This window comes from Blautia sp. 1033sp1_1033st1_G9_1033SCRN_220408 (assembly GCF_040929965.1).
In the GTDB taxonomy this organism is placed as follows: Bacteria; Bacillota; Clostridia; order Lachnospirales; family Lachnospiraceae; genus Blautia_A; species Blautia_A ammoniilytica.
This window is the reverse complement of record NZ_JBFKZO010000031.1, coordinates 1-24289: the sequence shown is the minus strand read 5'-3', so window position 1 is coordinate 24289 and position 24289 is coordinate 1. Positions and strand designations below refer to the sequence as shown.

The following is a 24289-nucleotide window of genomic DNA, read 5'->3' as shown; positions in this document are numbered from 1 at the left end:
TAATAGCAAAACCCTGCAAAAGCAGGGCTTTGTCTACAGTCTGTAAGGACAGCAATCAAGCTGTCCTTTTTCTTATTCTGAAATATCTTCCTTATTTTCTTCTGTAGTATCCGGTGCTTCTTTTTGAGACGGAAGACTTCCAATCTTTGTGATCAACTCCAAATCAATCTCAGGAAGGAAAGATTCCAGATTCTGTTTTTCACATTCCAGTAAATCTTTAATATCACTGTAATTTAAACGGTTGATACTCTGAAGCGTATATTCCATCAGTTTATTTGGGGCGACTTCCTGCTCACAGGCGTAAGAAGAAAGCAGCTGGTTCAGGATTTTCTCTTTTGCAAGATCCGCTGCGCGCTCGGAAGGAGAACGGAATTTGAATTCCTCCGGGTTGATGGAAATGGCATCGTAATTGAGAAGGGAAGCGATAATAGGAATATCTGTCTGATATTTTCCTTCGATGCTGTCCCAAAACTCTTTCTTAGCCCCTTTTTTTACTTTCAGATCATCTTCATTGATATCAAGCGGTACCAGTTCCGGGATCTTTTTCAGAAATTTGGAATAAATATCGTTTGGACAAAGAACTTTAAAATAAATAGCTGGTTTACCTTCGTATTTTCCAACGAGGATTTGAATCCCAATAGAAATATTAAACTCTGTGCACTGCATACGTTTATCCGAATAAATCATACGGCGGCGTACTTCACCTGCTGCGATATCCAAAATGGAAGAGTCTTCTGGTCTCTTGAACTGGTTTATGGCAATTTCATCAACAATCCGTTCTACCTGCCAGCGTACCAGGTCTGCATAGGCAATGGAAGCTCTTTTCTCAACAATATCCCTCATTTCGTATAAGATCATTTCAATATCAGCAAGGTTTGTGGTTTCCTCGACCAGATATCCCTTTAAGATAGTTCTTGGCATGATCATTTCTCCTTTTTCTTTTTAATATGTGTTTTAGGAAGAACAATAGCAAAAAATACGAACATAATAGAGATGAGAAAATATGAATAACATTATCTTATAGTGAACATACCCACCGCCTACGCTAAAGCTTAGAGACGAGGGTATGATCCGTGGCCATGATAATCAGCTACAAAAAATTAGAATGATATGACATGTTAGCAAATTACACAAAATATTCACATTTAAGATGATATTAAGTTTTGTTTTTTGTGCTAAATGCCAAATTTTTGAAATTATTACAATTTGCATTGCCTTATATTACATAAAGATGTAAAATAATTACATATTAAAAGAGTATATAGAGGGAGGAAATGAATATGGAAAATACAAGACTTTTTAATCTTATCATGCTTATGAGAACTAATGATGTAGATCTTCGTTTATACGCACAGAACGAAATTAAGAAATATTCCGAAAAAGTTGCGGCCCTTATAAAAAAATATATTAAATCTGAAAATGTGCAAGAAGACGTAAAAGCCATGAAAAAAGAACTCGATACTTACAACGAATTGACTCAGGATAAATGTAAAGATATTCTTGATACATTCAGAAATGCAATGAAAACTAAATTAGTTCCATTTCCCATGGATATAATAATGAAAATGTATAATAGTGAAGATGAGTTTTGGATAAAAAAATCTAAAGAGCTTATTGTTGAAGGATATGGCATGTATGTCCGTAAAATCATCCATAACTATTATCCTTCTTATGCTACAAAATACGGAGACGAGCTTTTTCAATGTGGATGCATTGGGCTTTTGAAGGCTATGCGTAATTATAAAACCGAGTACAAATTTAATACATATTGTACAAATTTTGTACGTCACGAAATTTCCAGCCAGTTGAACTTCCATAAATGTTCTACGGTTCACTATAACAATATCCAAAGAAAGATTAATCAGGCTATTAACGATATCAAAAGTGAGGGATTTGAACCATCGATTGAAAAAATATCAATTATGACAGATTTGAAGCCTGAAATTATTAAGCGGGAATTAGATTATATCGAAAGAACTAAATTCAAGTATTTGGATGCTGATGAAGGAAGTGACAGAGCTTGTGAATATGAAACTTCTCCTGAAGCACTATATTCACAAAAAGAAAGAGATGAGAGTCTTTATAAGGCAGTTTCAGAACTGCCAGAAGAATACCGAGAGATTATAGTTATGCATTGCGAAAATCATACAAATGTAGAAATTGCAAACTGCCTTAACATATCAGTTGGGAAAGTCAAGACGAAATATCAGAAAGCACTTCAATATCTCAAAAGAAATCATCATCTTTATGAAGCTTTTTCTGATTATTATTCTGAAGCAACTATTCATATGTCTCGATATTCCGTTAATGCGTTTGTACCAAAGAAAGATATTGAGCAGCAGATGACTGAACTCATGGAGTGTGTAGGAAAAATTAATAAATCTTCCTCACTATATGTTATAGATGCTTCTGATCCTATGGGGCAAATGGCGTTTTGCTTCTGAACATTCCAATATATTCCTTTTCCTGTTACCCACCACCTCTGCGTAATGCATAGGGGTGGGTAATTGACGGAATAATCAAATTTGTTGCCGGCTTCAGCCATGCAGAACAGTCAGTTGTCAATAACTGAAGAAAACTGTTTATCTTTACTTAATAGTTGAATATATTCTTTGACTCTTGCTCGTCCTTTTTCATTTAATGTGGAATACGGATTATCTGAATTTGCGGTCACATCAAAGGCAGCATTAATGTCATCTATTTTCAAAATTTTACACAGTGTAAAAAATTGCAATACACTGGGTACAGCATAATTTATTTCCCATTTGCTTACCATATTCGCTGATGTGGAAAATCCACATTCTGTCATTTTTTTAGCTAATGTTGCTTGTGTCATTTCTTGTGCTTTTCTTATTTTTGTCAAAGTTTCGCCGAATGTATTCATAATGTAAGCGCGGGTCCCCTGGTCTTTTCTTAATTGTCCGGGGCACAAAGCACATTCTCCTTTCTTTTATTAGAACTTTTTTCTTGTTTCAACCCACTACCTACGCTTCGTTTAGAGGCAGGGGATTTCTTGCTTTTTACAAACCGTCTTCCTTTCTAAAGCGATTACATCACTAATATGCAATATTTTTAGAAAGGAGAACGGTTTTTATAAGAAATGTTCACTTGTTAAATTATATATCACAAGACTTTGCTTGTGAAGACTTAAATCATATACCTAATGTGTCTTTTTTTGAATTATAAAATTTTATCCTGGAGCGGATTCATCCCTCGCCTCTAAGCGTCAGTGCAAACGACAGGATGGATCCTCCAGGATGGACTTTTCTGCTTATCGGCAGGAAAAAGGAACTCGTTGTTATCAATTTGGTGTTTTATACAGATTTGAAAACTCATCCGTTATTGAACCACCAAACCATTCAATATGCGTAACTGATAAACAAGTTACGCATTACGCCATAGAAAAAACCGCAGAGAATAAGGCTTTTGAGGCGGGTTCAAACCTGACTATGGGAAACCCATCGTCCCGGTTTGAACCCCAGTATTCTGATATTGCATTTTCTTTCAGCGCGTTACCTTCCATATATAAAAATCAGCCAGCCTCCTTTCTATCTGACATATTAAGTATGAAAGATCATTCAGAAAGGAGGCTTTTCTATGCAGTTACCGGTCACCAAGTCTTGGAAGACTGTTATACCGTCATGCACAGGCTTACTACCGATGCGGGGAGTACCGTATTCCCCGTGATACTGCATGACACTTAACGAAAGGAGGCATCGGATGCCGGAATATATTTACGTTTTAGTCATGGACGGGAAACCGCAGATGCCTACTACAAGAAGGATACATGTCCAGAAGCTTCTGGATACCGGAAAAGCACGCATAGCCGAACATGTCCCTTTTACGATACAGTTACTTTATGACAATGATCCCGTCCTCCAGCCGGTGACCCTGGCAGAGGATCCGGGACGTACCAATATCGGTCTTGCAGTCCTTGACCTGAAAGGAAACCTCCTGTTATCCGCAGTCGTGGAGACCAGGAATAAGGAGATCGCAAAGCTGATAGAGAAGCGCCGCCAGTGCCGCCGGGCTTCCCGGAACGGGGAGCGAAAGGCAAGGCAGAGGCTGGCGAAGAAGTACGGGACGATGATCAAAGCAGGCATGGAGATGCGGAAGCTGCCGCTGTATAAGGCAGATAAGTTTATGCAGCTGGAAGACCCATCCGTAAGCGGTGTGGACTTCCAGAACGGTCCTCTGAATGGATACGATGACCGGGATGCAGCCGTTTACGACTTGCAGGATGGAAAGTGTCTCATGTGCAAACATGAGATCACCCAGTACCACCATATCGTCCCACGGTCAAGAAATGGTTCCAACACCCTCGAGAAAACATCGCAGGGTTATGTACTGCCTGTCATGACCGGGTACATAAGGATGTGAAGTTCGCAAAATGGCTGAAGGATAAGAAAGAAGGACTGGATAAGAAGTACGGGGCTTTGAACGTCCTGAACCAGGCTATCCCGTTCATCTGCCAGAAGCTGGAGGCGGAGTTCGGAAAGGAACACGTCCATTACTGTACCGGCAGGGAGACTTCCCTAGTACGCTGTTCCATCGGTTACCACAAGACAAAGAAAGACCAGCTCCACGAAGTGGATGCCTGGTGTATCGGAGCCTTGGCATTAAACTGGATACCGGAAAGGGTACCCGATTTTACAGAAGTCCATCTCATCCGGCAGTTCCGCCGGCAGGACCAGAGCCTGATAAAGGCCCAGGCTGAAAGGGTCTATAAGCTGGACGGTAAAACGGTCGCAAAGAACCGGAAGAAACGCATCGGACAGGAAACGGACTCCCTGGAGGACTGGTACCACAAACAGGTAGACGCATACGGGAAGCAGACAGCAGACCGTATGCAGAGCGGGCTCAAAGTAACAAAGAGCAGGAGAAGATACAACAATCCAGACCGGATGATGCCGGGTGCGGTATTCCTGTATAAAGGAGTACGGCACGTCATGAGGGGACAGCACTGTAAAGGAGCTTACCTTCAGGCAGTCGGAATGGGAAGTAAGGACTTTCCTACAAAAGAATGTAAGATTGTAACACAAAACACGGGACTGGTGTTTGTTTCATAATCCAGTCCTTATACTGGAAATAGCGTCCTCCTCCCACGACTGAAGTCACGGGTCTCCGAACGCTTTTTAGAAAGAGGTAGTTAATGAAAAAGACAATAATAATACTTTGTTCCATAATGATTGTTGGATGTTTTTGGAGAGGCTGTGAAAAAGAAAGTTCAAAGGAAACAAAAGCAGTTATGGATACAGCATCTATAGATCAATCAGATGCAAAAATGATTATTTCTAGAAATGGTACTGTTCAATTTACCACGAAAACAGCAGATGACGAAAATTTTGATTTTGGTTATAATGCAGAAGACTATGTCTCAGTTGGTGACTATTCAAATGTTACAGTAGTAAAAACAGAACCGGAAGCTGTTACAAATGAGGATATACAGAATGATATTGAAAACCGTCTAAAGACACATGCTATGTGGAATGAGAAAAAAGAGGGAACGGTAGAGCAGTTTGACCTTGTGAATATGGACTTTACAGGAACAGTGGACGGTAAAACTTTTCAAAACAGTACAGGAACAGATATAAATATCAGGATTGGAAGCGGAGATTATTGCAAGGAAGTTGAAGCTCAGATCATAGGAAAGAACATTGGGGAGAAGATTACTTTTAAAGTCACTATGCCAGATGATTCGAAGTTTTCTGATGCTGCTGGGAAAGAAGCTGAATATACAGTGACGGTCAAATCTGTGCGGACACTTCCTGATATAACAGATGATGTTATAAATAAACTGACAGGCGGAAAATATAAAACCGTTTCTGAATATGAAGCTTATATCAAGCAGGTACTTCAAAAAGAAAAAGAAATAGAAAACAGCCTTACAATCTTTGAAGAAACCCTTGGGCAGGTGGCAGATACCTTCGAATTTAAAGGAGTTCCAGAACAGGAAAAAGAAGGCGATATTGACATTGAAACAATCCGCAAAGAGGCTGAAGAAAAGGGCGTGGAACCAGTGGAACTGGTTAACCAATATGAAGCCGAAGGAAAGACTATCGCTTATGAGCAGTCAACGAATTCTAAAACAAACCTTCTTATCCTTTATGTGGCACAGAAGGAAGGAATCACAGTTACCGGAGCTGATATAAAAGCATTAAAAGATGAACTGATAGAGTGGAATGCTTTCAAGGATGAAGAGGATATCGCAGAAAATCTTTCTGAAAGACAGCTGGCACATGCTGCGTTAAGGGAAAAAGTATGCGCATATATCGCGCAGAAAGCAGAATGACTTTTGGGAAAAATTTCTTATAAAAATCAGCTATCTTTTCTGAAAAATGACTTATAAAAATCAGCTATCTTTTCTGAAAAATGACATATTATTAATATACAATTCATTGTATAAGTGTTACACAGCAAATAACCCAAGTAGATGAGAAAAGGAGAACTAAGTATGAACGTAACAATTTTACAAGGAAGACTTACCAGAGACCCAGACATCCGCTATACTCAGGGAGCAAATCCATTTGCCGTAGCAAGATATACACTTGCAGTAGACCGCCCAAAAAGGCAGGATGGGGAGCAGGGAACAGATTTTATTTCCTGCGTAGCTTTTCAAGGAAGAGCTGAATTTGCAGAAAAATATCTGAAACAGGGCACAAAGATCACTATCCGTGGCCATATCCAGACTGGAAGTTACACAAACCGTGATGGTAACAAAGTGTATACAACAGATGTTGTTGTTGACGAGCATGATTTTTGCGAGAGAAGAAATGCTTCTCAGGGATATTCCAGCACCCCTGCTTATAATGGACAGCAGAATTACCGGAATCAGGGTAATTATGGAAATTCTGCACAGAGAAATACAAACCAGCAGGGAAATGGACAGTCTGGAACCTACAGTGATCCAAGGGCTTATCAGAATCAGTCAGTTCCGTCTGCACCTGGACCAATGCCGCCTGCACCTGCTCTGACACCTTCTACTGGAGCACAGAACGGAGGATTTACTCCGAATACCAGACACAGTAACAGTACCGGAACATCTGGTCCCGGATACCATCAGGATCCAATTTTTGGAGAAGGGTTCATGAATATTCCGGACGGAATTGAAGAAGAACTTCCATTTAATTAAAAATCACAAGGTCGCTTCGGCGGCCTTTTTTTACTGAACTTTTTCTGAAAACACATATTAATCATGGCAAATAAAAATACAGAAAAAGGGAGGAAAAAAATGAAATTTACAAAACTGTATGAAGGCATAATCGGACTCGCAAAAGTAACTGCCGGCGAAGAATGTGATCATCAAGATTATATGGAGATCAAAAACGATTTTCACTATCCGGGAGAACTACTGGATAAAATGGAAAAGTATGGATATACTTCTGTTTTTGATTATATATCAGTTATGGCAGGGTTAAGAATCGTTCGTAAATATGAAAACGATTTAACTTTTGTAGGAAATCAACTGGAAGAGTTTCTTAATAGGGCCCGAAAAAAATCCTTAAAAGAAAAGAGTATTATGTTACTATTCCAGACACTCTCGTTTACAAATGATAAAACTGTTAAGGAATTATCTGATGATGAAATATCAATTGTCATTGGTTTGTCGAAAAAAGTTCCGCTAGAAGAATCATTTGAGTTTCTTGAAGAACTAATGAATGAAAATTCTTGTTATATGGATGCACAACCTGATGATCTGAAATTAATTTTATCAAAAACAATCCTCGAATACAGGATGTCTGTACTTCCAAAGTTAGATGTAATTGAAAAAAAAGAGGTATTTATTAATGCTATTGTTTCAATGAGCCGCATTTGCCGTAATTTGTTTTATGATGAAAACAAAATACGAAATCTGTATGGCGAAGACCTTGGGAAGAAAATCTTTGCATTTAACGATGTCTACGAGGAACCCATAAAAAAAACATATGAGAAGACTCTCGTGAAAATGGGATTTTCAAACATGGATATCTTAAACCTTAATTTAGGGATTTGGTATTTATCGCGAACTCAGAGTTTTTTATTTATTTCATCTCCGATAAAATGGTGGAGGTTGAAAAGAAAATGGTTTCAGGCATTATTTCTTCAGGAAAAAGAAATTTCATTTCCTGATGACATCAGAAGACTGCTTGATGAAAAAATGCCTCATAAAATCGATGGAGAAACTACTCCACAGGAATTTCTGTTGAAATCTTTTAGCGGAAACATCATTAATTCTCAAAATTCAGATCTTATGTTTAATTTTTTGACAGAAATGAAACAGAATGAAGTGTCTGAATCTCTAAAAAAGATAAGGATGTCTTTGCTCATAAAAATGGATAGCCTTTCTGTAGACGAAAGTCTAAAAATCTATGCTGAGTCATTGCCTTCTGTTTCTTATTATCCCGAAGAAGCATATGAAGCATTGAGAATTTTTGAAACCCGTTTTTATCCTAGAAAAAGACTTTCAGCAGATAAAAGAACTTTATGTAAAATTTTAAAATTTTTAGTTGAGTGTTATGAACATAATTTTATGGCAAATGATACGCTAATAGCGTATACTCAACTACTTGCTACCTCAAACAATAATTCATGATTCATTATGGTCGCTTCGGCGGCCTTTTTTATTGCAATTTTTTCAGAAATACATATTAAAGATGAAACTAAAATTTTAGATAAATGGAGGAAAACAAAATGAAGCAAGAATTAACAAAACTTTATGAAGGAATAATCGGACTGGCAAAAGTTACATCCGGTAAGGAATGCAATTATCGGGACTACATGGAAATCAAAAATGAATTCCGTTATCCTGGAGTATTACTGGAAAGAATGGAAGAAAAAGGATATACTTCCGTTTCTGATTACATCTCTGTTATGGCTGGTTTGCGGATAGTTAAGGACTATGAGAATGCTGCTACTTTTGTAGGGACCCAGCTGGAAGATTTCCTTGTTCGTGCCCGAGAAAAAGCCCTAAAAGAGAAAAGTATCATGCTGCTGTTCCAGGTACTTTCATTTAGCAAAAATGAAAATAAGCCTGTTCTGTCAGAAGATGAGATCACATCTGTTATTGATCTTTCAAAGGAAATTCCCCTGGAAGAATCGTTCAGTTTCCTCATTGAACTTATGTCAGGCAGGTCCCGTTACATGGATACTACGGAAGGTAATGCAAAAAACGCAATCGCAGAAGGGATTTTGGAAAACTGCATTCCAAAATTACCAAGATTTGATGTGATTGGAAATAAGGAGCTTTTCATCGATGTTATTCTTTCCATGAATGATATCTGCAGTAGTTTCCAGTATAAAGACAAGGATTTACTGGAATTCTATGGAAAGGAACTTGGTGAAAAGATCCTGGCATTTCAATATCTTTATGATGAACCTCTAAAAAAGAAATATGAGAAAGTTCTGAAAAAAATGGGATTTTCAGATATGGATATCCTGGACCTTAACTTTGGGATTTGGCATCTGTCAAGCTTAAAACCAGTGGCTTCATCTTCTCCTATAAAATGGTGGAGACTGAAAAGAAAATGGTTTCAGGCGTTATTCCTTCAGGATAAAGAGATTCCGTTTCCTGATGATATCAGAAGATTTTTGACTGAAAGGATGCCGCAGAAGATTGATGGCGAAACCATGCCAAGAGAATTCTTACTTGACTCCTTCAGTGGGGAAATTCCAAATGTTCAGAATTCATATCTCCTGTTTGATTTTCTGACCATGCCGATCAGCATGGAGGGTCTTCGTTGTGATGGATACAACAGGGTAAACCGGATACATTTATGGAAGCATTTATGCAAAAACCATAAACTTTCGGTTCTTTCTACGGATGATCTGGAGTGGGTGAAAGGACTAGTTTCTTATCTGTACCCGTCAAAAATCCCATATTATGAAAGCAAAGCATCCAGAAATCTTCAGCTTTATGCTGAAATTCTCAGTGAATGCATGGAACAGAACGTTGTCTCAGAAAAAGCAGATATTATAAAAGAAATATTCCAAACAGATGTGCATACTTTCATTTATCAGCATCCTGGATATTTTTCAAGAAAGGGCCTGGATTCTTTATTTGAGTCGTCTTTTCTTGACCTGAATGCTTTTTATCAGGAAAATAGAGGGGCTTGTGCCAAATATCTGGAAAATATGGAACATGAATTCCAGCTTGAGTTTTTACAGGATTTCTGTGAGAGCAGAAACTGGGTATTCACAGATGATGAAGCTAAATTTCTTGAAAAATTTGCAGAAAATAATTGGGTGATCCACATTGCGTACACATGGAAAGATCTTGAAATGCATTTTGATGCGTTTTCGGATGAAGAAAAGGAACTTCTCCTTGGCCTGGCGTGTGAAATGTGTACCCGCATCCCGGAAATCTGTAAGCTGGACTTTCTTATGGCAGGCTTTATCGCCCACAAAGAACCAAGGGATATTATTGGAGAAGAAACCGCACAACAGTGGTATCAGATCCTGCAAGACCGGGCATCGTTTTGCTATAAAGACTCTCTGGACCGGGATTTTCTCTCTGAAGAAGAATATGAAAAGATCCAGAAGCAGAAGAAAGAACTGGAAGAAAAAGAGGAAAAAGATGCTTTCAGTGAAGCTGTGAAAAAAGAAAAGGATTCTCTGTTTGCACAAATGAAAGGACTTTCATTAACAGAAAGCCTTAAAGTTTATGCAGGAGCTCTTCCTTCATACGTGTGCTGGAGCAAAAAGGAAACACTGGCCGCATTGGATGTGTTCCTGGAACTTTTTTACCCGGAAGAGGATCTTTCAAAAACGGATGAGGAGAAAGAAAAGCATTATCTTGCAGATAAGAAAACTCTCAGCAAGATCTGGAAATTCTTTGTTGAATGTTATGAAAACGATTATTTGACAAAGGATACTCTTATTGAGTATATCGAATTACTAGAGGAGGAAAAATAAATGAATAAATATTTAAGTGAGGCAGTAACGGATCTGGAACTTTTAGACCTTGCAGGAAAAAAGGGAATTGCAATAAACTCCCTTAAAAAAACAATTTCCAAACCAGCGGCTATCCATAATCTGAAAAAACTCCAGATGAGAGTTATTAATAAGGAAGTTGTTGGCTATGATTATATATATATTGGAAACGATGTTAAACTCATTTCTACCTGCGTTCTGAACGATATAAGAATGGTCAAAACGATCAATCTCCTTCAGACACAGGATAGGGAATCTCTGACATCTGAGGAAATTGCGCTGATTTATGGTTTCTTAAATGAAAACCTGGATTATGTTCCGGAGACATTAGTTTCCTGTCTGAATTATATCTTTTCTAAAGGAATCATTCATACTTATGCTATGGGAAGTAATGGTAAAATCATCGGAAAACTTGTCCGACTTTGTTACGACCTGGAGTCAACAGGACACCGAAGCCTGCTTGAAAAGATCATACCTTCTAAAAAGCTGGTTGACGCTGTGATAAGTGAGTGCACGTGGACAAAAAAAGACAGCAGTTTTGAAGATTCCCTGAAGCAGTTTTATATCCTGGACGAAATACCTGGTGACTTTGATCGCGATAAAGAAGCTGACAGGATCAGCACGTTTATTGATATCCTGAACTGCGCTGGCGCAATTGATATCTATAAATGTGCAGGAAATTATGCAGATGAGGTTTATCTTCCTGCTATTAAAGATTATTCTTCCATAGCGGAAACTGTTTCCAAAACAGTGAAAGCAATTTCCTTAAAGGTATCATCGGATGATGAACGTGATTTTATTCTTCAGCGTTATTTCCGTAAGGCAACTTACGTAAAATTTGACCTGAAAAGCTTATCTGGATATTTAAAAAACATTCAGACGTTGACAGAAAAGGAACTTGAAAATTCTGTTATTACAAACGCATGCTTCCTTGCAGTGTGTACGGGAAACAGGTATACCGGACTTGTAGAACAGATAAAGGAAAAAGCGGAAGATGACTGCTATCTTAATTTTGTCATAGAAATGATAAGAGAACGGAAAAAATCATTCCTCCGTCTTATGGAAGAAAATCTGGACCTGTTCCTTCAGATTCCATATTCATCAGTGATCTTTGATCCCAGATTCCGTGACCTTTGCAATATGAATACACTGCAGGAAAAAGATATGCGGACTTTGTTGAAAAAGAATGATGAGGTTGGATATCTGTATACGAAAAATACCATGAATTACCGTTATCTGAATGGAACTTATACCTTCCAGGAGATTATCACCCTCTGCAAACAGAAAGATTGGATCCGTGGCGTTTACGTGGGTCTTAATCCGGATCTACGCGTGGATGAAAAACTCCGCCGTATCAGACAGCTGTTCCATGGGATCGATATTGCTTTATCATGCGATCTTTATGAATCCGCATCAGCAGCTCTTTCTGAAGAATCTTTTGAAGAGTATTGCCGTAGAAGGAATATTACAGACGATTCTAAAGAAGCGATGTTCCAGCTTATGGTACTGGAAAAGAAAGATCCAAGGATCACAGCTCTTGCAGATGCTGCCAAAACGGGCTTTGATGTTATGATGATCATCCGAAACCAGAAACCTGAACTGTTCAAGTTGGGACTGGATGAGTTCAAAAAAGAATTTATCCACCTGGATACAGACAGTAAATGGTTGTTGGAAAACATTGAGGTGCCGGAAGAACATATGGATAATTTCCGAAAATTCTGTCTGGAAGGAAATGCCTCTATTACACATGATTATTATAAAAATAATCAGTCTGGCAATGAAAAACAGGCAGAAAATGTTCTACTCATTGCAAAGGCTGCGGTTTATGGCCTGCTGGATGAAGTGAAATATATGGATTTCCAGAAAGAAATCTCTTATCCGGTATCCGCTGAACAGGAAGAATCCTGGAGACAGAATCTGGAACTGATGGATGGCAAGATTAAAACAGCAGAATATTCAGATTTCGCAAGCTGCATGAATATTGGAGTAAAACCGGCGCGTACCTGCATGCATTATAAAGATGGGGCATATAATGAATGCCTTCTTTCTACGTTTGATGCAAACAAAAAAATCATTTATGTGTCTGAAAATGGAATGATCATCGGCCGGGCAATTATGCGTCTGACAAAATATTCTGATAAGAAAAAGAAAGAGGTTTCGGCTTTACAGTTTGCAGATGTTGCAAGAAGTGCTGAAGAGGATTCTGATGAAAAACTGGTAGTATTCCTGGAAAAATGTTATAAAAATGGATTTTCAGGTCCAAAAGCTTCCATGATCTACCGCAACTTGTATGAGCTGGCTAAGAAAAAGGCCGACCTTCTTGGTGCTGAGTTGATACTGGCAAATGACTATGATGAGATTGCCATTAAAAACGGCTTTTTCAAAAAACAGTCCAGTATCTATGTTTCGGAAAGCAAGAATGGAGATCAGTACCTGGATTCCCTTGGCGGTGACTGTCAGAAAGGTGGTTATTACGTGTCAGGTATTTTTTACCAAGGATAACTTTTCTTATAAAAATCGTCCGTATTTCTAAAAATGTTACATATTGGTTATGTAATCGTTTTTGGAAAGGAGGACGATTTGCAGAAAAGCAGGGAATCCCCTACCTCTAAGCGAAGCGTAGGTAGCGGGAGGAATTGCAGAAGAAACTTAACGACAGCGGTGTGCGGAGAGTAATCGGTATCCCCGTTGACACGAGGTTAAGCACTGTCGGTATCAGGCCGACTTGTCAGACTCTTTAAAATACCGACTGTGAGTTAAAGTGCTTCATGATTTGTTTAAGGCTGTTTCGGCAGCCTTTTTTTCTTGCGCTATTTCTGGAAATACATATTAATAGTGAAATCAATTTTATTGAATATAGGAGGTCAAAAGAATATGGGTTAGAAATTTTTTATTAAAAAGGAAAAATATTATCTTAGGAGGAAATTTTATGAAATTTTTTGGCCAGAAAATGAACCATGCGTTCAACCCTGTATATTCTGGAAGCAACACGTACCATGTATATGTACACAGATATCAGCATGTCGGTGATGGTGCGATTGTTACAACAACATCCGGAGAATCCTTCTGGCGGTCTGTTGATGACTGTATCCAGTGGGCTCTTATGAAACTTATTCCTGCGAAAGACAATGCGGCTGTATATGCGGTCATATTCAACGCTAAAGGTGAGATGGTTAAGAGCTATATGTCCACAGATGATATCATCAAGGATCTCTGGAAATGTATGAAGGCACTGCCTCTCATGGATGGGAATGCTCTGGATACGAACTGGTTTATCTTTCCAAAAGGAACAGCTATCGAAGATATCTGGCACTGGATGGATGAGCAGTATTCCAGAAGCATCACAGAATTACTGGGAAGAAATTAAGGGAGGAAATTTATATGAAGAATCTGGTAAATAAAGAGGATAGAAGCGAGCTGTTAGGACAGGTGATTGATGTTTTTGAAGATTTTCTTTGCGAAAAGAACATTAATATCTTTAATCCAAATGGAGATGCCAATATCTATGGTAACGATTACGACCATATGAGACAGAAGCTGAATGAGACCCTGGTTAACTGGGGGCTCCTTGAAGATGACCGTCCGTTGGCGGAATATCTCTTTGAGGTTTCCATCAATGACCAGAAATGTAAGGGTACGATATCCATTATGGCTGCTGATCCGGATAGTGCTTATCAGAAAGCACAGGATCAGGTTGCGGAAGGGCTTTATAAGGCTTTTCCCAGCCTGGATATAAGCTATGACATCGAGCAGGTTGAAGAAGACGGATATCCGAGATACCGTATAGAGGTACTCCACAACTCCTTTGATTCTTCCTGTTCTGTTTCAGAAACTTCAGACTTACAGGAAGCGGCTAAATATTATGAAGCCAAAACTAAGGAGGAAAATCACAGCGTTCTGATGCGTACAAAGACATGCGAAGGCGCAAAATGGTGTGTAATCAAAGAATACGTTTCTAACCGTCTGTAATTCCAGAAGGTTTATTTTTTAGGAGGAACTTTTTATGAGAAAAGAAATTATTACTGCAACTTCACAGGATGGATTAGATTGCTGTATATCCGTTTTTGTATTCACTGTATATGACGAGTCTATTGATCTGGTTGAAAAGATTAAGGAAGCGGCTGCTGCCTTTATCAATACAGATACCGGACTTTTGGAATATCAGCATAATTGCAAAAATTTCAACTGGGGAGATTTCTTCTCAGCGGTTCCGAACAGGTTCCTGCGTCCTTATGGATTCGAAAAAGATACTTCTGATGTGGCACAATATACCGTTAATTTCGACGAACAGCTGGCTACAGAGGAAGACCTTCATTTCTCAAACGAGAAATGGAAGATCCTGAAACGGGAACTTTTCATGAACGGGACAGAGGCCCTGGAAGATTTCATTGGCACGGAACTTGATAAAAATCTGGAAAAAGATTCTATTGAGAAATTGCTGGATGAAATTTCAGATCAGATGCCGGATGAATATCTTTTCCAGTTCTATTCTAAATATTGCCTCGCCGAACAGGTTGCCAAAGAGCAGAGAATACAAAAACTGGTAAAAGACATGGATGATGCTCAAGTATATATTAGTAGCAGCGACGAACTGGAAATGGATTATTTCGATGATATTGAAATAAATGGAGAACACAAATCTGGCTGGTTTGCCTGCCAGTATGATGGACATAATTCCACTCTGTTACTGGAATTTTCTGATGAGCCTCTTATTGCAGAGGATGAGATTTCAGAATTTGATATCGATATCAGAAAACTTTTCAATGAGCATCATATTGCATATTGTGGCTAAGATTTAGGGGGATTTCGCATGAAAAACTTTTATTTTACTTTTGGTTCAGATCCGATTTTTCCATATTATCGAGGTTATCTGATTGTTAAGGCAGTAAATGAGGAAGAAGCCTTTGAGAAATTCAGAAGCAAATATCCAGATACACATCCTGGATGCCTGTGCTGCGCCTTCTGGTATTCACAGGAAAAATGGGATGAAATTACTGTTGATATGGGTAAATGTCACGAAGTAATCGAATGATTGTCATAAGGAGAAATTTTTATGTTTATCGTAAGAGATGGAAAGAAATATGAATTAACAGCTCAGGAGCTTTCTGATGCGAATACGGAATTTGTCACGAACTGGATGAAAAGTACCCTGGAAAATGATTTTGACGTTCCGGAAGATGAATCACAGGGATATGCAGAATGGGCTTATGACCGCTACAGTATGGGTAAAGGCGAAACCGAGTACCGCTGCGTGGAACTAGCTTATGATGAGTATCTTGAAGATCATGCGGATGAGGATGAGGATTCCGAAGACGAAGAACTTCCAAGAGCGACTTGTAACGATTGTTACAGCTGTATGACTGACTGTGGAAGCGAAGAAGGCTACTGTGAATATTTCAGCGGCAACGTTGATCTGGATGATAACTGTGAGCGTATCCATGGAGAAGATATCAAGAAAATCTATGCTTGTGGAACTCTGATGGGATTCTATAACGTAGAAAAACTTGACTCTGAAAATCTTCGGGAAAAGGTTGCGGAAAAACTGGGTTATGACCCTGAGGATATCCGGGTTATGGACACCGTTTGATCGCCAAATGGCAGAAATGAGGAAATCATGTGGATTGCAAAGATATTGTACATTACATCCAAAATCCCTTCTGGTTTACAAAATCCGGAATATATCGAAAATGATCACCTCCGGAATGTTTATACGGCAGGGATGATCTCTGCAAAAGCATCTTACGGACCGGCCCTTGTTGCTATATACAAGGGCTTGTCCCTGCCTCAGGTAGAAAAAGATGATCCAACAGAATTGGATACAAGAGCAGAATACATTATCTCTAAAGGTTCTCTCGGAGGAGTGGATGTATGGTGCCGAAACCATGAGAAAGGCTTGCATAAGATCAGAGAAAATGACTTAGAGTTCAAAAACAAATAGGAGGAAATTATTATGGCAATCGTAAGGATTCAGAAAAATAATCAGTCTTATCTGGCTGTAAGCATTGGAAACGGACGTTATATTGATGAAAACGGAGAAATTTTTACCAGCTCTGAAAAACAGAAAGTGGCAAGAAATGTTCCGAAAGAGGTAAGAGATGCTTTTAATGAAGCCCTTACTTCATATAAGAAACGTGAAAAGTTTCAGAAAAAATTAAAAATATTACAGAGAGATTACGAAAAAAATTGGAGGATTGCTGGAATGACATATTAATAGCAACAGGAAAAGTTCGAAAAGGCCTCGGAGTCATAACCCGTAAGGAATTCGAACGGGTTTTCTATGATTCTCTTCCCTATGTTTTAAAAGTTGAGATGGATCGAAAAGGTTATAGAGTCTGGACTCCAACAGGAATCTGCTATGATGATGGACATCTTTACATCAGCAGTAGTTATGTTGCCGAAAGGTTTTCACGAAAAGCATATCCTTCATATATTTATGAGGAATATGATGGCTGTATGTTTCTCGTTGATGATGCGGAAAATATGGATTCCTATAAAAAGGCACTGAAAAAACATTCCTGTCACCTTTCTGTAAGTATGGACCCAATAGAAGTTCTGAATCCGGGAGATAAATGCTCTATCTGGTATCACAGTACATACGAAATTTCTCTTGAGAAACCGCTTACGGAAGAATATGCAAAAGAACTTGCAGCTACGTTTGCAAGATAGGAAGGATGTGTTTTCTTGAACAAGTTAGATGCTCTTAATGAGATGAAACGTCAGATCGGTTATTCTGAAATGGAACAGGTCTTATCTTATTACAATATAAGGGTAATCCGTAAAAAGATGCTGTGTCCGTTTCCTGGGCACAATGACCGACATCTAGGAAACTGTACTTTAACAGACCGTGGATATGTTTACTGCTTTGCTTGTGGAAGGAAAGCAAGTGCCATTGACATGGTCATGATGAACGAAAACCTGGAGTTTGTCCCGGCATTGGAATTTTTATGGACAACGATCCTTGGACGTACACTTCCAGAATATGATAAGCCGGAAAAAAGAAAATATCCGGTACTTTCTGTAAAAGATCTTTCTTTCATTGGATTAAATTCCCCTTCCATCAAGTATGTAAGGTTTTATATCAACCTTTCAGAGGACAAGGATGAAGATCTTCCAAAAGACTGTTACATGGACCGTGACGGTCTGGATAACTTCGGGATTTATAAGAAAGAGCGTTCCAATTCTTTCTTCGATCTGATTGAAAATGATCCTAAAACTGCCAAAGGTATCGCGACAGCAAAGTGTAAAGATACGGAAAAGTATTATCTTGGGATTTTAAAAGACCTGGATGATGTCTCTACAGAATATGGAAAGACAGCTGCTTTTGATGCTGGATTTAAGAAAGATTCAAAAGAATATTGTCTGAGCCAGATTGAAAAATGCAAATTTATCATGAAGAAAATCAATAAAATTCATTATTAATGAGGAGGCTTATATGGTCTATGATTGGGAACTTCAAATAACAAAAGACTGGTCTACGAATACAATCCGGAATTACATCTGGGTCAATTACCCACGGTCATATCCTGACGGAATGGCCGGGGCTTGTGAGTATGAAAGACAATTAGTTGTCAGTAGTACAGCAGGCCTGGTTGATTACCTCAAGCCGGCTCTGTAAGTCCTTGTCAGGATACTGCAGGGTAACGGCTACGTTACGCCGGAATATACAGGCACCCCGGGATTTTTTTTACGTCCCGGGCTCTGCGGGCAGGTATTAAACATCCCCGTATGGGTAAGGGGAAGTGTGCCTGCCGTCAAACCCGGCTGTAACATCAGGGATGGAAAACACTTCTAACGAAAGAAATCGCAGGGCACAGGCAGAGGTAAGGGCTGCCGCCGCATATCCGTATGCGGATGCCGGACGGAAAGGCGTAAGCCAGAAAGGATTTTTTATGGTAGCTGTAATAACCCGCACTGGAAAGCCATTGATGCCGACCAGTGCCTGCCGGGCACGGAAGCTTTTAAAAAAAGGCCGTGCCGTGATATACCGGTACCGCCCGTATTTCACCATCCAGCTTCTGGAGCGGGAAGACGGGGAGGTACAGGAAATAGAGTATAAGTCTGACACCGGTTCCCAGCACGTAGGGATCAGCGTGTGTACGGAGGCGAAGGAATTATTAAGTGAGCAGCGGGATCTCCCGGCCATGGAACCGGAACACCACAATGACCGGAAAGAGAACCGCCGGACACGCCGGAACTGTAAAAGGTACCGGAAACCGCGGTTTGACAACCGGGCGAAGAACCCGGCGGGCGGACATAAAAAATGGTTCGCACCAAGCATCCGGCATAAATTGGAAATCCAGGTTCGGCTGTTCCGGGAGTTCTGCAGGGTGGTCCCGGTTACCCATGCCGTTTTTGAAATGGGGAAATTTGATTCCCAGGTATTAAAGGCGGTCATTTCCGGGAAGCCCCTCCCGGAAGGGACGGATTACCAGAAAGGGGAGCAGTACGGCACCGATACCCTGCGTGCCGCCGTGTTCCTGCGGGATAACCACACCTGCCAGTTCTGCAGACGTACCATAAAGGACGGGTAAAGCTCCATGTCCACCATGTGGGCTACTGGAAGGGGGACCGGACCAACCGCCCGGCGAACCTTGCCACTGCCTGTGAGCAGTGCCATACCCCTGCGAACCACGGGAAGTACGGCATCCTGTACGGGAGGAAACCGGAATTCCCGTCTCTAAAGGATGCGTCCTACATGACCACGATACGTTGGTCCATGCTGGAGGAATTAAAGGAAGCCGCATCCGGAGTAAAGGTTACCATTGCCTACGAAGTGACCACAAAACGGAAGCGCCAGAAGCTCGGGCTTTCCAAAAGCCATGTGAATGACGCTTACTCCATGGGACGGTTCCATCCGATGAAGCGGACGGACACCAGCTACTGGAAAAAGACCAGACGCCACGACCGGATCCTGCAGAAGTTTTACGATGCTGTGTATCTGGATATCCGTGACGGAGAGGAAAAGAAGGGGAACGAGCTGCCCTGCGGACGGATAAGCCGGAACCACAAAAAGGACAGCGAGAACCTCCGTAAGTACCGGGGACATAAGCTTTCCAAAGGCCGTGTTTCCATCCGCAGGGATGGGAACAAGCTCCGGCCTGGAAGCGTTGTCTTATATAACGGGGAGCGCATGACAGTCCACGGGACACATACCAGTTACAGGAAGAATAAAAAGGGTGGGCGCACCAAATCTGTGAATGTGGAGTTTACCAGTCCTGCATCCAACGGCAGGAAATCCGCATCACTGAAAAAGTGCAGCATCCTGACAAGAAACTATAACACTGGCTGGATATCTTACCGGCCTGCATAAAAACGAAAGGCGGGCGCATTCCGCCCTGGGCATTTCAGGTAAATGGCCGGGGTACCCTGCGCTGAATTTATGGATATCTGGAAAAATTATAACTCATATTACAAGGCACAACCTTCGGGTGTGTCTTTTTTTGCCTTAATTTTCCAAAAATGACATATTAAAAGTAGAACAAAACAAGGAGGAATCTAATTTGAATAAGATATATGTTCTTGATACAAATATTCTTTTACTGGATCCAAAGTCAATCCTGGCGTTTGAGGATCGGAATATCATTATTCCACTGAAAGTCATTGAGGAATTGGACAAGAAAAAAACAATGGTTGGAGAGATTGGGTACAATGCAAGGGAAACTTTCCGTATTCTGAAAGACCTGAAAAAAGACGGGGCGGATCTCTGGCACGGTGTACCTACGGAAAAATGTGGAATCATCCGTATTGAAAAAGCAGAAAAAGGAATAAAAGAAACTCATAGCTTTTATTTTGATGGTGTCACTGCAGATATTGAGATTATTATGACGGCCCTGACCGTACAGATCAATATGGGAAATAATGTAAAGGTCATTCTTGTCACAAATGATACAGCTATGCAGCTTATCGCAGAAGGACTTGGTCTTACTTCTGAAAATTATCGAAAAGACAGGCTTTCCGATGATGATCTGAAGTATACTGGAAGAAGAAAGATCAACCTTGATTCAAACGAGAAGGTGCTGGAAAACCTCCATGTCACACATAATTTTCTTGAAAAGGACGAATATAAAAAATATATCCCGCAGGATAAACCTTTATATGAAAACGAATTTATCCAGTTTATCCATCCGGATGGAAGCGTAGAAGCTGGAAAATACCGTGAAGGAAAGATCATATCACTTAACCGTGATGAACTGAAACCTTATGGAGTTACCCCTCGGAATGTTGGACAAAGAATGCTTTTGGATGCCCTGCTTGCCCCAGTAGAGGAGGTTCCGCTTGTTATCGTAAAAAGCTGTGCAGGTACAGGAAAAACATTTTTGACTCTGGCCGCAGCAATGCAGAAGACGGTTCGGGAAGATATCTACAGCAGGATCATTTATACCAGGGCTAATGTGGAGTTTGACCGCGATATCGGTGCCCTGCCTGGCACAGAAGCAGAAAAGATGAATCCTTTGATCCGCCCTTGCCTGGATAACCTGGAGCTTCTCGCGGACCATATCCCGGATGAGGAAAAAGCAAAGGAAGGTATCGAGCTTCCGTCTTATGTAGAAAATCTGTTTTTGGAAGATATTATCCGGGCAGAATCGCTTTCCTTTATGCGTGGACGTTCCCTGGCAAATACATTTCTCTTTGTAGATGAAGCCCAGAACTGTACGATCAACCAGATCAAAGGGATTCTTACACGTCCAGGGGAAGGAACAAAGGTTGTTATTGCCGGTGACCCGGATCAGATTGACAACCGGTTTTTGGATAAATACAACAATGGGCTTTCCTATGCGGCAGACAAATTTAAAGATAGCGTTTTATCGGCATTAGTAACTCTGGAAAACGAGGAATGCACCAGAAGTAAACTTGCTATGGAAGCGTCAAGATTATTATAAGAAAAAAGCCGGAGAATTCCGGCCTTTTCTTTTGGATAAGATTTCTTATAAGAATCAGCCGGTACTGAAAAAATATGACATATTAAAAATAGAAAATAGAAAAGCGCAGGAGGGGAGTAAAGCTGGCAGAAGCGCAGAACATATTAACCATGATTGCTTATACAAAATCAGCCCTATTTAAGAAATCGAAAACCATCACTGTCAGCTGAAACGCCCCGGAGATTCCGGGGCGTCAGACTGTAGACAAAGCCCTGCTTTTGCAGGGTTTTGTCTACAGTCTGACGGATCTCATTACGAGGTCCGTTTTTTGTTGGAATAATTTCAGGAACATGTTATAATAATAGAACACATATTCGAAATCTTGACAGGAGGTATAATCAGGATGAGAGTTGGAGATACGGCATATATCGTGGAATCTAACCGAATTATCCGGGAAGTAAAGATTATCCGGTGTTCTGGCGGCATATTTTTAGTAAAATTCCCAGATACTGGAGGCGGCATCCAGGTTAAACGACACCGCCTGTTTGCTACGAGAGAAGAAGCGAAAAATGGCATTGTGAAGCCAGAAAAGAAAAAAATTGCAAGTCCATATAAATACTGACATTAGTGGGGAAATCTGTTGTTGATTGTAAAAAATATGATCGATAACAGATTTTTTTTGTAAAACGCTGTCATTTTTTGTCCGTCAGTCCGTATTTATTTAAAAGGATGAAAGAGAGGATATATGAATGAGAGAAAAAATGATTATGGCAGCACTAATTGTTGGGACTTGGATGGCAGCCACTGCCAATGCTGGGAGCATGGAGGTAGTTAGCACGTATCGGGCAGAAAACGGGGAGGGCGCAATTCGGGAAGTGACGGAGGACATCGATATTGTGCTGAACCAGTGGCCTGTTTGGGACAGACAGAAATTGTCAGAGCGTCTGGTGCAGGAATACTTGAATAGCACACTCCCAGGGGTATACTGCATGGAGATCGCGAATACACTTGTTATCCACGTATTTTTAACAAGGAGAAGCAGGAGACGGAATCGGCTGTTTTGTACAGTGGAATGGGAGCAATAAACAGGCTGTCGAAAAAAATAAAAAATATAAGTAAAATTATACATTTTACAGGTCTAACCTGTGATATAATAATTACGCTCTAAATAAAAGTATTTTTACTACTATTTGTGCCGCTATCCGAAGGTGACGGAATGGAGATTAGAATGAAAGCAAGAATATATGATGCTAATGGAGATTATGTTTATAGAATTGATGGTAATTATATTTACAGATCTGGTGGCGGATATTGTGTTTATGAAATCAATGGTAATTATATTTACAGATCTGGTGGCGGATATTACGCTTATAAAATGGATGGTAATTATATATATGATTTTGATGGTAATTATATTTATAGAATCGATGGTAACTATATTTACAGATCTGGTGGAGGATATTACGTTTACAGAATCGAAGGAAAAATCAATGATAATGCTAATGATGGATTGGGTGCTGGAAGGATTGTAAATCAAATCGATGACAACGCTAATGGTGGATTTGGCGTTGGAGAGAGTTCTTCTGGTTGTTTAGGGACAGCTTTAGGCGTAGGACTTGCTTTGCTTGTTTTATTCGTGATAGTCGGATTGGTGATTGCAGCATGGCCTACCTTTTTCGAGCAGCTTTTAGATACAGAAGATAGGGAACAGTTCTTTTCTCAACTTTTTTACCTATTCCTTCTAGTACTCTCTCATATTATCAGTATAGTTATTTCGGTAAAAAACGAAGAGTTCTCGTTTAAGACTGTCTGGTTAAGAACCGTTTTAACTTCTATAGTCTGTGCGGGTGTTGGTTATTGGATATTCTATACAATATTTGAAGGGTATACGTTCGGGGTATTGTTTGCCTCTATTATCATGACGGGTGCTGCATCTGCAACGACTGCTTTGATAGCTGTTGCGATAACAAAAATGTTCAAAAAGTAATAAAAAAACTCTATGTCTTTATTGTATTCATAGAATAGTATGGATAATATCACACAAACCATAGAAGGGAGAATATGCCAACGAGCACATTTGACAGACCGATAATTGTAAGCGATCCAGAATCAGTAAAAAAAATACTGGACATAATGGAATCCGATGCTCCAGAGAGTACAACACCCAGACCCCATATTACAGATGAGGAGTGGGAACGTGGCGAGGAGCTGTTCCGGAAGCGCGCTGAAAGATCGAGGAAATAAAAAGTATGGAAAAAGAAAATCAGAAAGATAGAAAAATGAGAGAGTTGCAGGCAGAACTCCAACAGGTGGAAGCAGACCGAGCTGCAGGAAAGTCTGGCTGTACCCTGGATGAACTGGACAGGTACCTAGATGGTATTCTGGAAGAGAAATAGTATAGTTTGCGAGTGGGCACTCGAAAAAACTCGCAAAAAAAACTCGAAAAATACGCGAAAGAGGTCGGATTATTCCGGCCTCTCAGACTGTAGACAAAGCCCTGCTTTTGCAGGGTTTTGCTATTG

The 24289-nt window shown here is 40.0% G+C and carries 29 protein-coding genes; 27 read left to right on the top strand and 2 right to left on the bottom strand.

The window, feature by feature from the left end; genetic code table 11:
• Positions 1 to 72: 72 nt before the first annotated feature.
• On the bottom strand, positions 73 to 921 hold the full coding sequence (locus tag AB5916_RS16215) for a hypothetical protein (RefSeq protein ID WP_368191842.1): 849 nt from the start codon (positions 919 to 921) through the stop codon (positions 73 to 75).
• A 359-nt stretch (positions 922 to 1280) separates the two neighbouring features.
• Between AB5916_RS16215 and AB5916_RS16210 the strand changes: the two genes are divergently transcribed.
• Positions 1281 to 2444 (top strand): RNA polymerase sigma factor, encoded by a 1164-nt coding sequence (locus tag AB5916_RS16210; RefSeq protein ID WP_368191841.1) that lies wholly within the window; start codon positions 1281 to 1283, stop codon positions 2442 to 2444.
• A gap of 110 nt (positions 2445 to 2554) precedes the next feature.
• On the opposite strand, the gene AB5916_RS16205 is transcribed toward AB5916_RS16210, so the two are convergent.
• Positions 2555 to 2884 (bottom strand): multiprotein-bridging factor 1 family protein, encoded by a 330-nt coding sequence (locus AB5916_RS16205; protein ID WP_368191839.1) that lies wholly within the window; start codon positions 2882 to 2884, stop codon positions 2555 to 2557.
• 373 nt (positions 2885 to 3257) lie between these two features.
• Here AB5916_RS16205 and AB5916_RS16200 point away from each other — a divergent pair, with 373 nt between their 5' ends.
• The 26 genes from AB5916_RS16200 (at position 3258) to AB5916_RS16075 (ending at position 24163) form a co-directional block, all read left to right on the top strand.
• Positions 3258 to 3704, top strand: coding sequence for a hypothetical protein (locus tag AB5916_RS16200; protein WP_368191837.1), 447 nt, complete (start codon positions 3258 to 3260; stop codon positions 3702 to 3704).
• Complete coding sequence (locus AB5916_RS16195) at positions 3694 to 4380, top strand: RRXRR domain-containing protein (protein WP_368191835.1); 687 nt, start codon at positions 3694 to 3696, stop codon at positions 4378 to 4380. The genes AB5916_RS16200 and AB5916_RS16195 overlap by 11 nt, the downstream gene beginning before the upstream one ends.
• Entirely contained in the window at positions 4377 to 5069 is a 693-nt protein-coding gene (locus tag AB5916_RS16190) for a hypothetical protein (protein WP_368191833.1), read from the top strand. The genes AB5916_RS16195 and AB5916_RS16190 overlap by 4 nt, the downstream gene beginning before the upstream one ends.
• A gap of 116 nt (positions 5070 to 5185) precedes the next feature.
• Positions 5186 to 6292, top strand: a complete 1107-nt coding sequence (locus AB5916_RS16185) for an FKBP-type peptidyl-prolyl cis-trans isomerase (RefSeq protein ID WP_368191831.1) — start codon at positions 5186 to 5188, stop codon at positions 6290 to 6292.
• A 162-nt stretch (positions 6293 to 6454) separates the two neighbouring features.
• Positions 6455 to 7132, top strand: coding sequence for a single-stranded DNA-binding protein (locus AB5916_RS16180; protein ID WP_368191829.1), 678 nt, complete (start codon positions 6455 to 6457; stop codon positions 7130 to 7132).
• Between the two features lie 63 nt (positions 7133 to 7195).
• Positions 7196 to 8572, top strand: coding sequence for a hypothetical protein (locus AB5916_RS16175; protein ID WP_368191827.1), 1377 nt, complete (start codon positions 7196 to 7198; stop codon positions 8570 to 8572).
• 98 nt (positions 8573 to 8670) lie between these two features.
• Positions 8671 to 10890: a hypothetical protein gene (locus AB5916_RS16170; RefSeq protein ID WP_368191825.1), complete on the top strand. Its 2220-nt coding sequence runs from the start codon at positions 8671 to 8673 to the stop codon at positions 10888 to 10890.
• Positions 10891 to 13410 (top strand): hypothetical protein, encoded by a 2520-nt coding sequence (locus AB5916_RS16165; protein WP_368191823.1) that lies wholly within the window; start codon positions 10891 to 10893, stop codon positions 13408 to 13410.
• 427 nt (positions 13411 to 13837) lie between these two features.
• On the top strand, positions 13838 to 14275 hold the full coding sequence (locus tag AB5916_RS16160; RefSeq protein ID WP_368191821.1) for a hypothetical protein: 438 nt from the start codon (positions 13838 to 13840) through the stop codon (positions 14273 to 14275).
• Positions 14276 to 14289: 14 nt separating this feature from the next.
• Positions 14290 to 14877: a hypothetical protein gene (locus AB5916_RS16155; RefSeq protein ID WP_368191819.1), complete on the top strand. Its 588-nt coding sequence runs from the start codon at positions 14290 to 14292 to the stop codon at positions 14875 to 14877.
• Positions 14878 to 14911: 34 nt separating this feature from the next.
• Positions 14912 to 15700, top strand: coding sequence for a hypothetical protein (locus tag AB5916_RS16150; RefSeq protein WP_368191818.1), 789 nt, complete (start codon positions 14912 to 14914; stop codon positions 15698 to 15700).
• An 18-nt stretch (positions 15701 to 15718) separates the two neighbouring features.
• Positions 15719 to 15940: a hypothetical protein gene (locus AB5916_RS16145; protein WP_368191816.1), complete on the top strand. Its 222-nt coding sequence runs from the start codon at positions 15719 to 15721 to the stop codon at positions 15938 to 15940.
• A gap of 21 nt (positions 15941 to 15961) precedes the next feature.
• Entirely contained in the window at positions 15962 to 16495 is a 534-nt protein-coding gene (locus AB5916_RS16140) for a hypothetical protein (protein WP_368191814.1), read from the top strand.
• 27 nt (positions 16496 to 16522) lie between these two features.
• Entirely contained in the window at positions 16523 to 16846 is a 324-nt protein-coding gene (locus AB5916_RS16135) for a hypothetical protein (RefSeq protein ID WP_368191812.1), read from the top strand.
• A 12-nt stretch (positions 16847 to 16858) separates the two neighbouring features.
• Positions 16859 to 17119, top strand: coding sequence for a hypothetical protein (locus AB5916_RS16130; protein WP_368191810.1), 261 nt, complete (start codon positions 16859 to 16861; stop codon positions 17117 to 17119).
• A 98-nt stretch (positions 17120 to 17217) separates the two neighbouring features.
• On the top strand, positions 17218 to 17574 hold the full coding sequence (locus AB5916_RS16125) for a hypothetical protein (protein ID WP_368191808.1): 357 nt from the start codon (positions 17218 to 17220) through the stop codon (positions 17572 to 17574).
• A gap of 15 nt (positions 17575 to 17589) precedes the next feature.
• The gene (locus AB5916_RS16120) at positions 17590 to 18327 is read left to right on the top strand and encodes a CHC2 zinc finger domain-containing protein (RefSeq protein ID WP_368191806.1); all 738 of its coding nucleotides are present in this window, start codon (positions 17590 to 17592) and stop codon (positions 18325 to 18327) included.
• A gap of 356 nt (positions 18328 to 18683) precedes the next feature.
• Positions 18684 to 19439, top strand: coding sequence for an RNA-guided endonuclease IscB (iscB, locus tag AB5916_RS16115; RefSeq protein WP_368191804.1), 756 nt, complete (start codon positions 18684 to 18686; stop codon positions 19437 to 19439).
• A gap of 17 nt (positions 19440 to 19456) precedes the next feature.
• Positions 19457 to 20218, top strand: a complete 762-nt coding sequence (locus AB5916_RS16110) for a hypothetical protein (protein ID WP_368191802.1) — start codon at positions 19457 to 19459, stop codon at positions 20216 to 20218.
• A 190-nt stretch (positions 20219 to 20408) separates the two neighbouring features.
• On the top strand, positions 20409 to 21788 hold the full coding sequence (locus tag AB5916_RS16105) for a PhoH family protein (RefSeq protein WP_368191801.1): 1380 nt from the start codon (positions 20409 to 20411) through the stop codon (positions 21786 to 21788).
• 31 nt (positions 21789 to 21819) lie between these two features.
• On the top strand, positions 21820 to 21969 hold the full coding sequence (locus tag AB5916_RS16100) for a hypothetical protein (RefSeq protein ID WP_368191799.1): 150 nt from the start codon (positions 21820 to 21822) through the stop codon (positions 21967 to 21969).
• A gap of 201 nt (positions 21970 to 22170) precedes the next feature.
• Positions 22171 to 22389, top strand: a complete 219-nt coding sequence (locus AB5916_RS16095; RefSeq protein ID WP_368191797.1) for a hypothetical protein — start codon at positions 22171 to 22173, stop codon at positions 22387 to 22389.
• Between the two features lie 145 nt (positions 22390 to 22534).
• Complete coding sequence (locus tag AB5916_RS16090) at positions 22535 to 22852, top strand: hypothetical protein (RefSeq protein ID WP_368191795.1); 318 nt, start codon at positions 22535 to 22537, stop codon at positions 22850 to 22852.
• Between the two features lie 143 nt (positions 22853 to 22995).
• Positions 22996 to 23754, top strand: a complete 759-nt coding sequence (locus tag AB5916_RS16085) for a hypothetical protein (RefSeq protein WP_368191793.1) — start codon at positions 22996 to 22998, stop codon at positions 23752 to 23754.
• Positions 23755 to 23828: 74 nt separating this feature from the next.
• Entirely contained in the window at positions 23829 to 24011 is a 183-nt protein-coding gene (locus AB5916_RS16080) for a hypothetical protein (protein WP_368191791.1), read from the top strand.
• Between the two features lie 5 nt (positions 24012 to 24016).
• Positions 24017 to 24163: a hypothetical protein gene (locus AB5916_RS16075; protein ID WP_368191789.1), complete on the top strand. Its 147-nt coding sequence runs from the start codon at positions 24017 to 24019 to the stop codon at positions 24161 to 24163.
• The last annotated feature ends 126 nt before the right edge of the window (positions 24164 to 24289 follow it).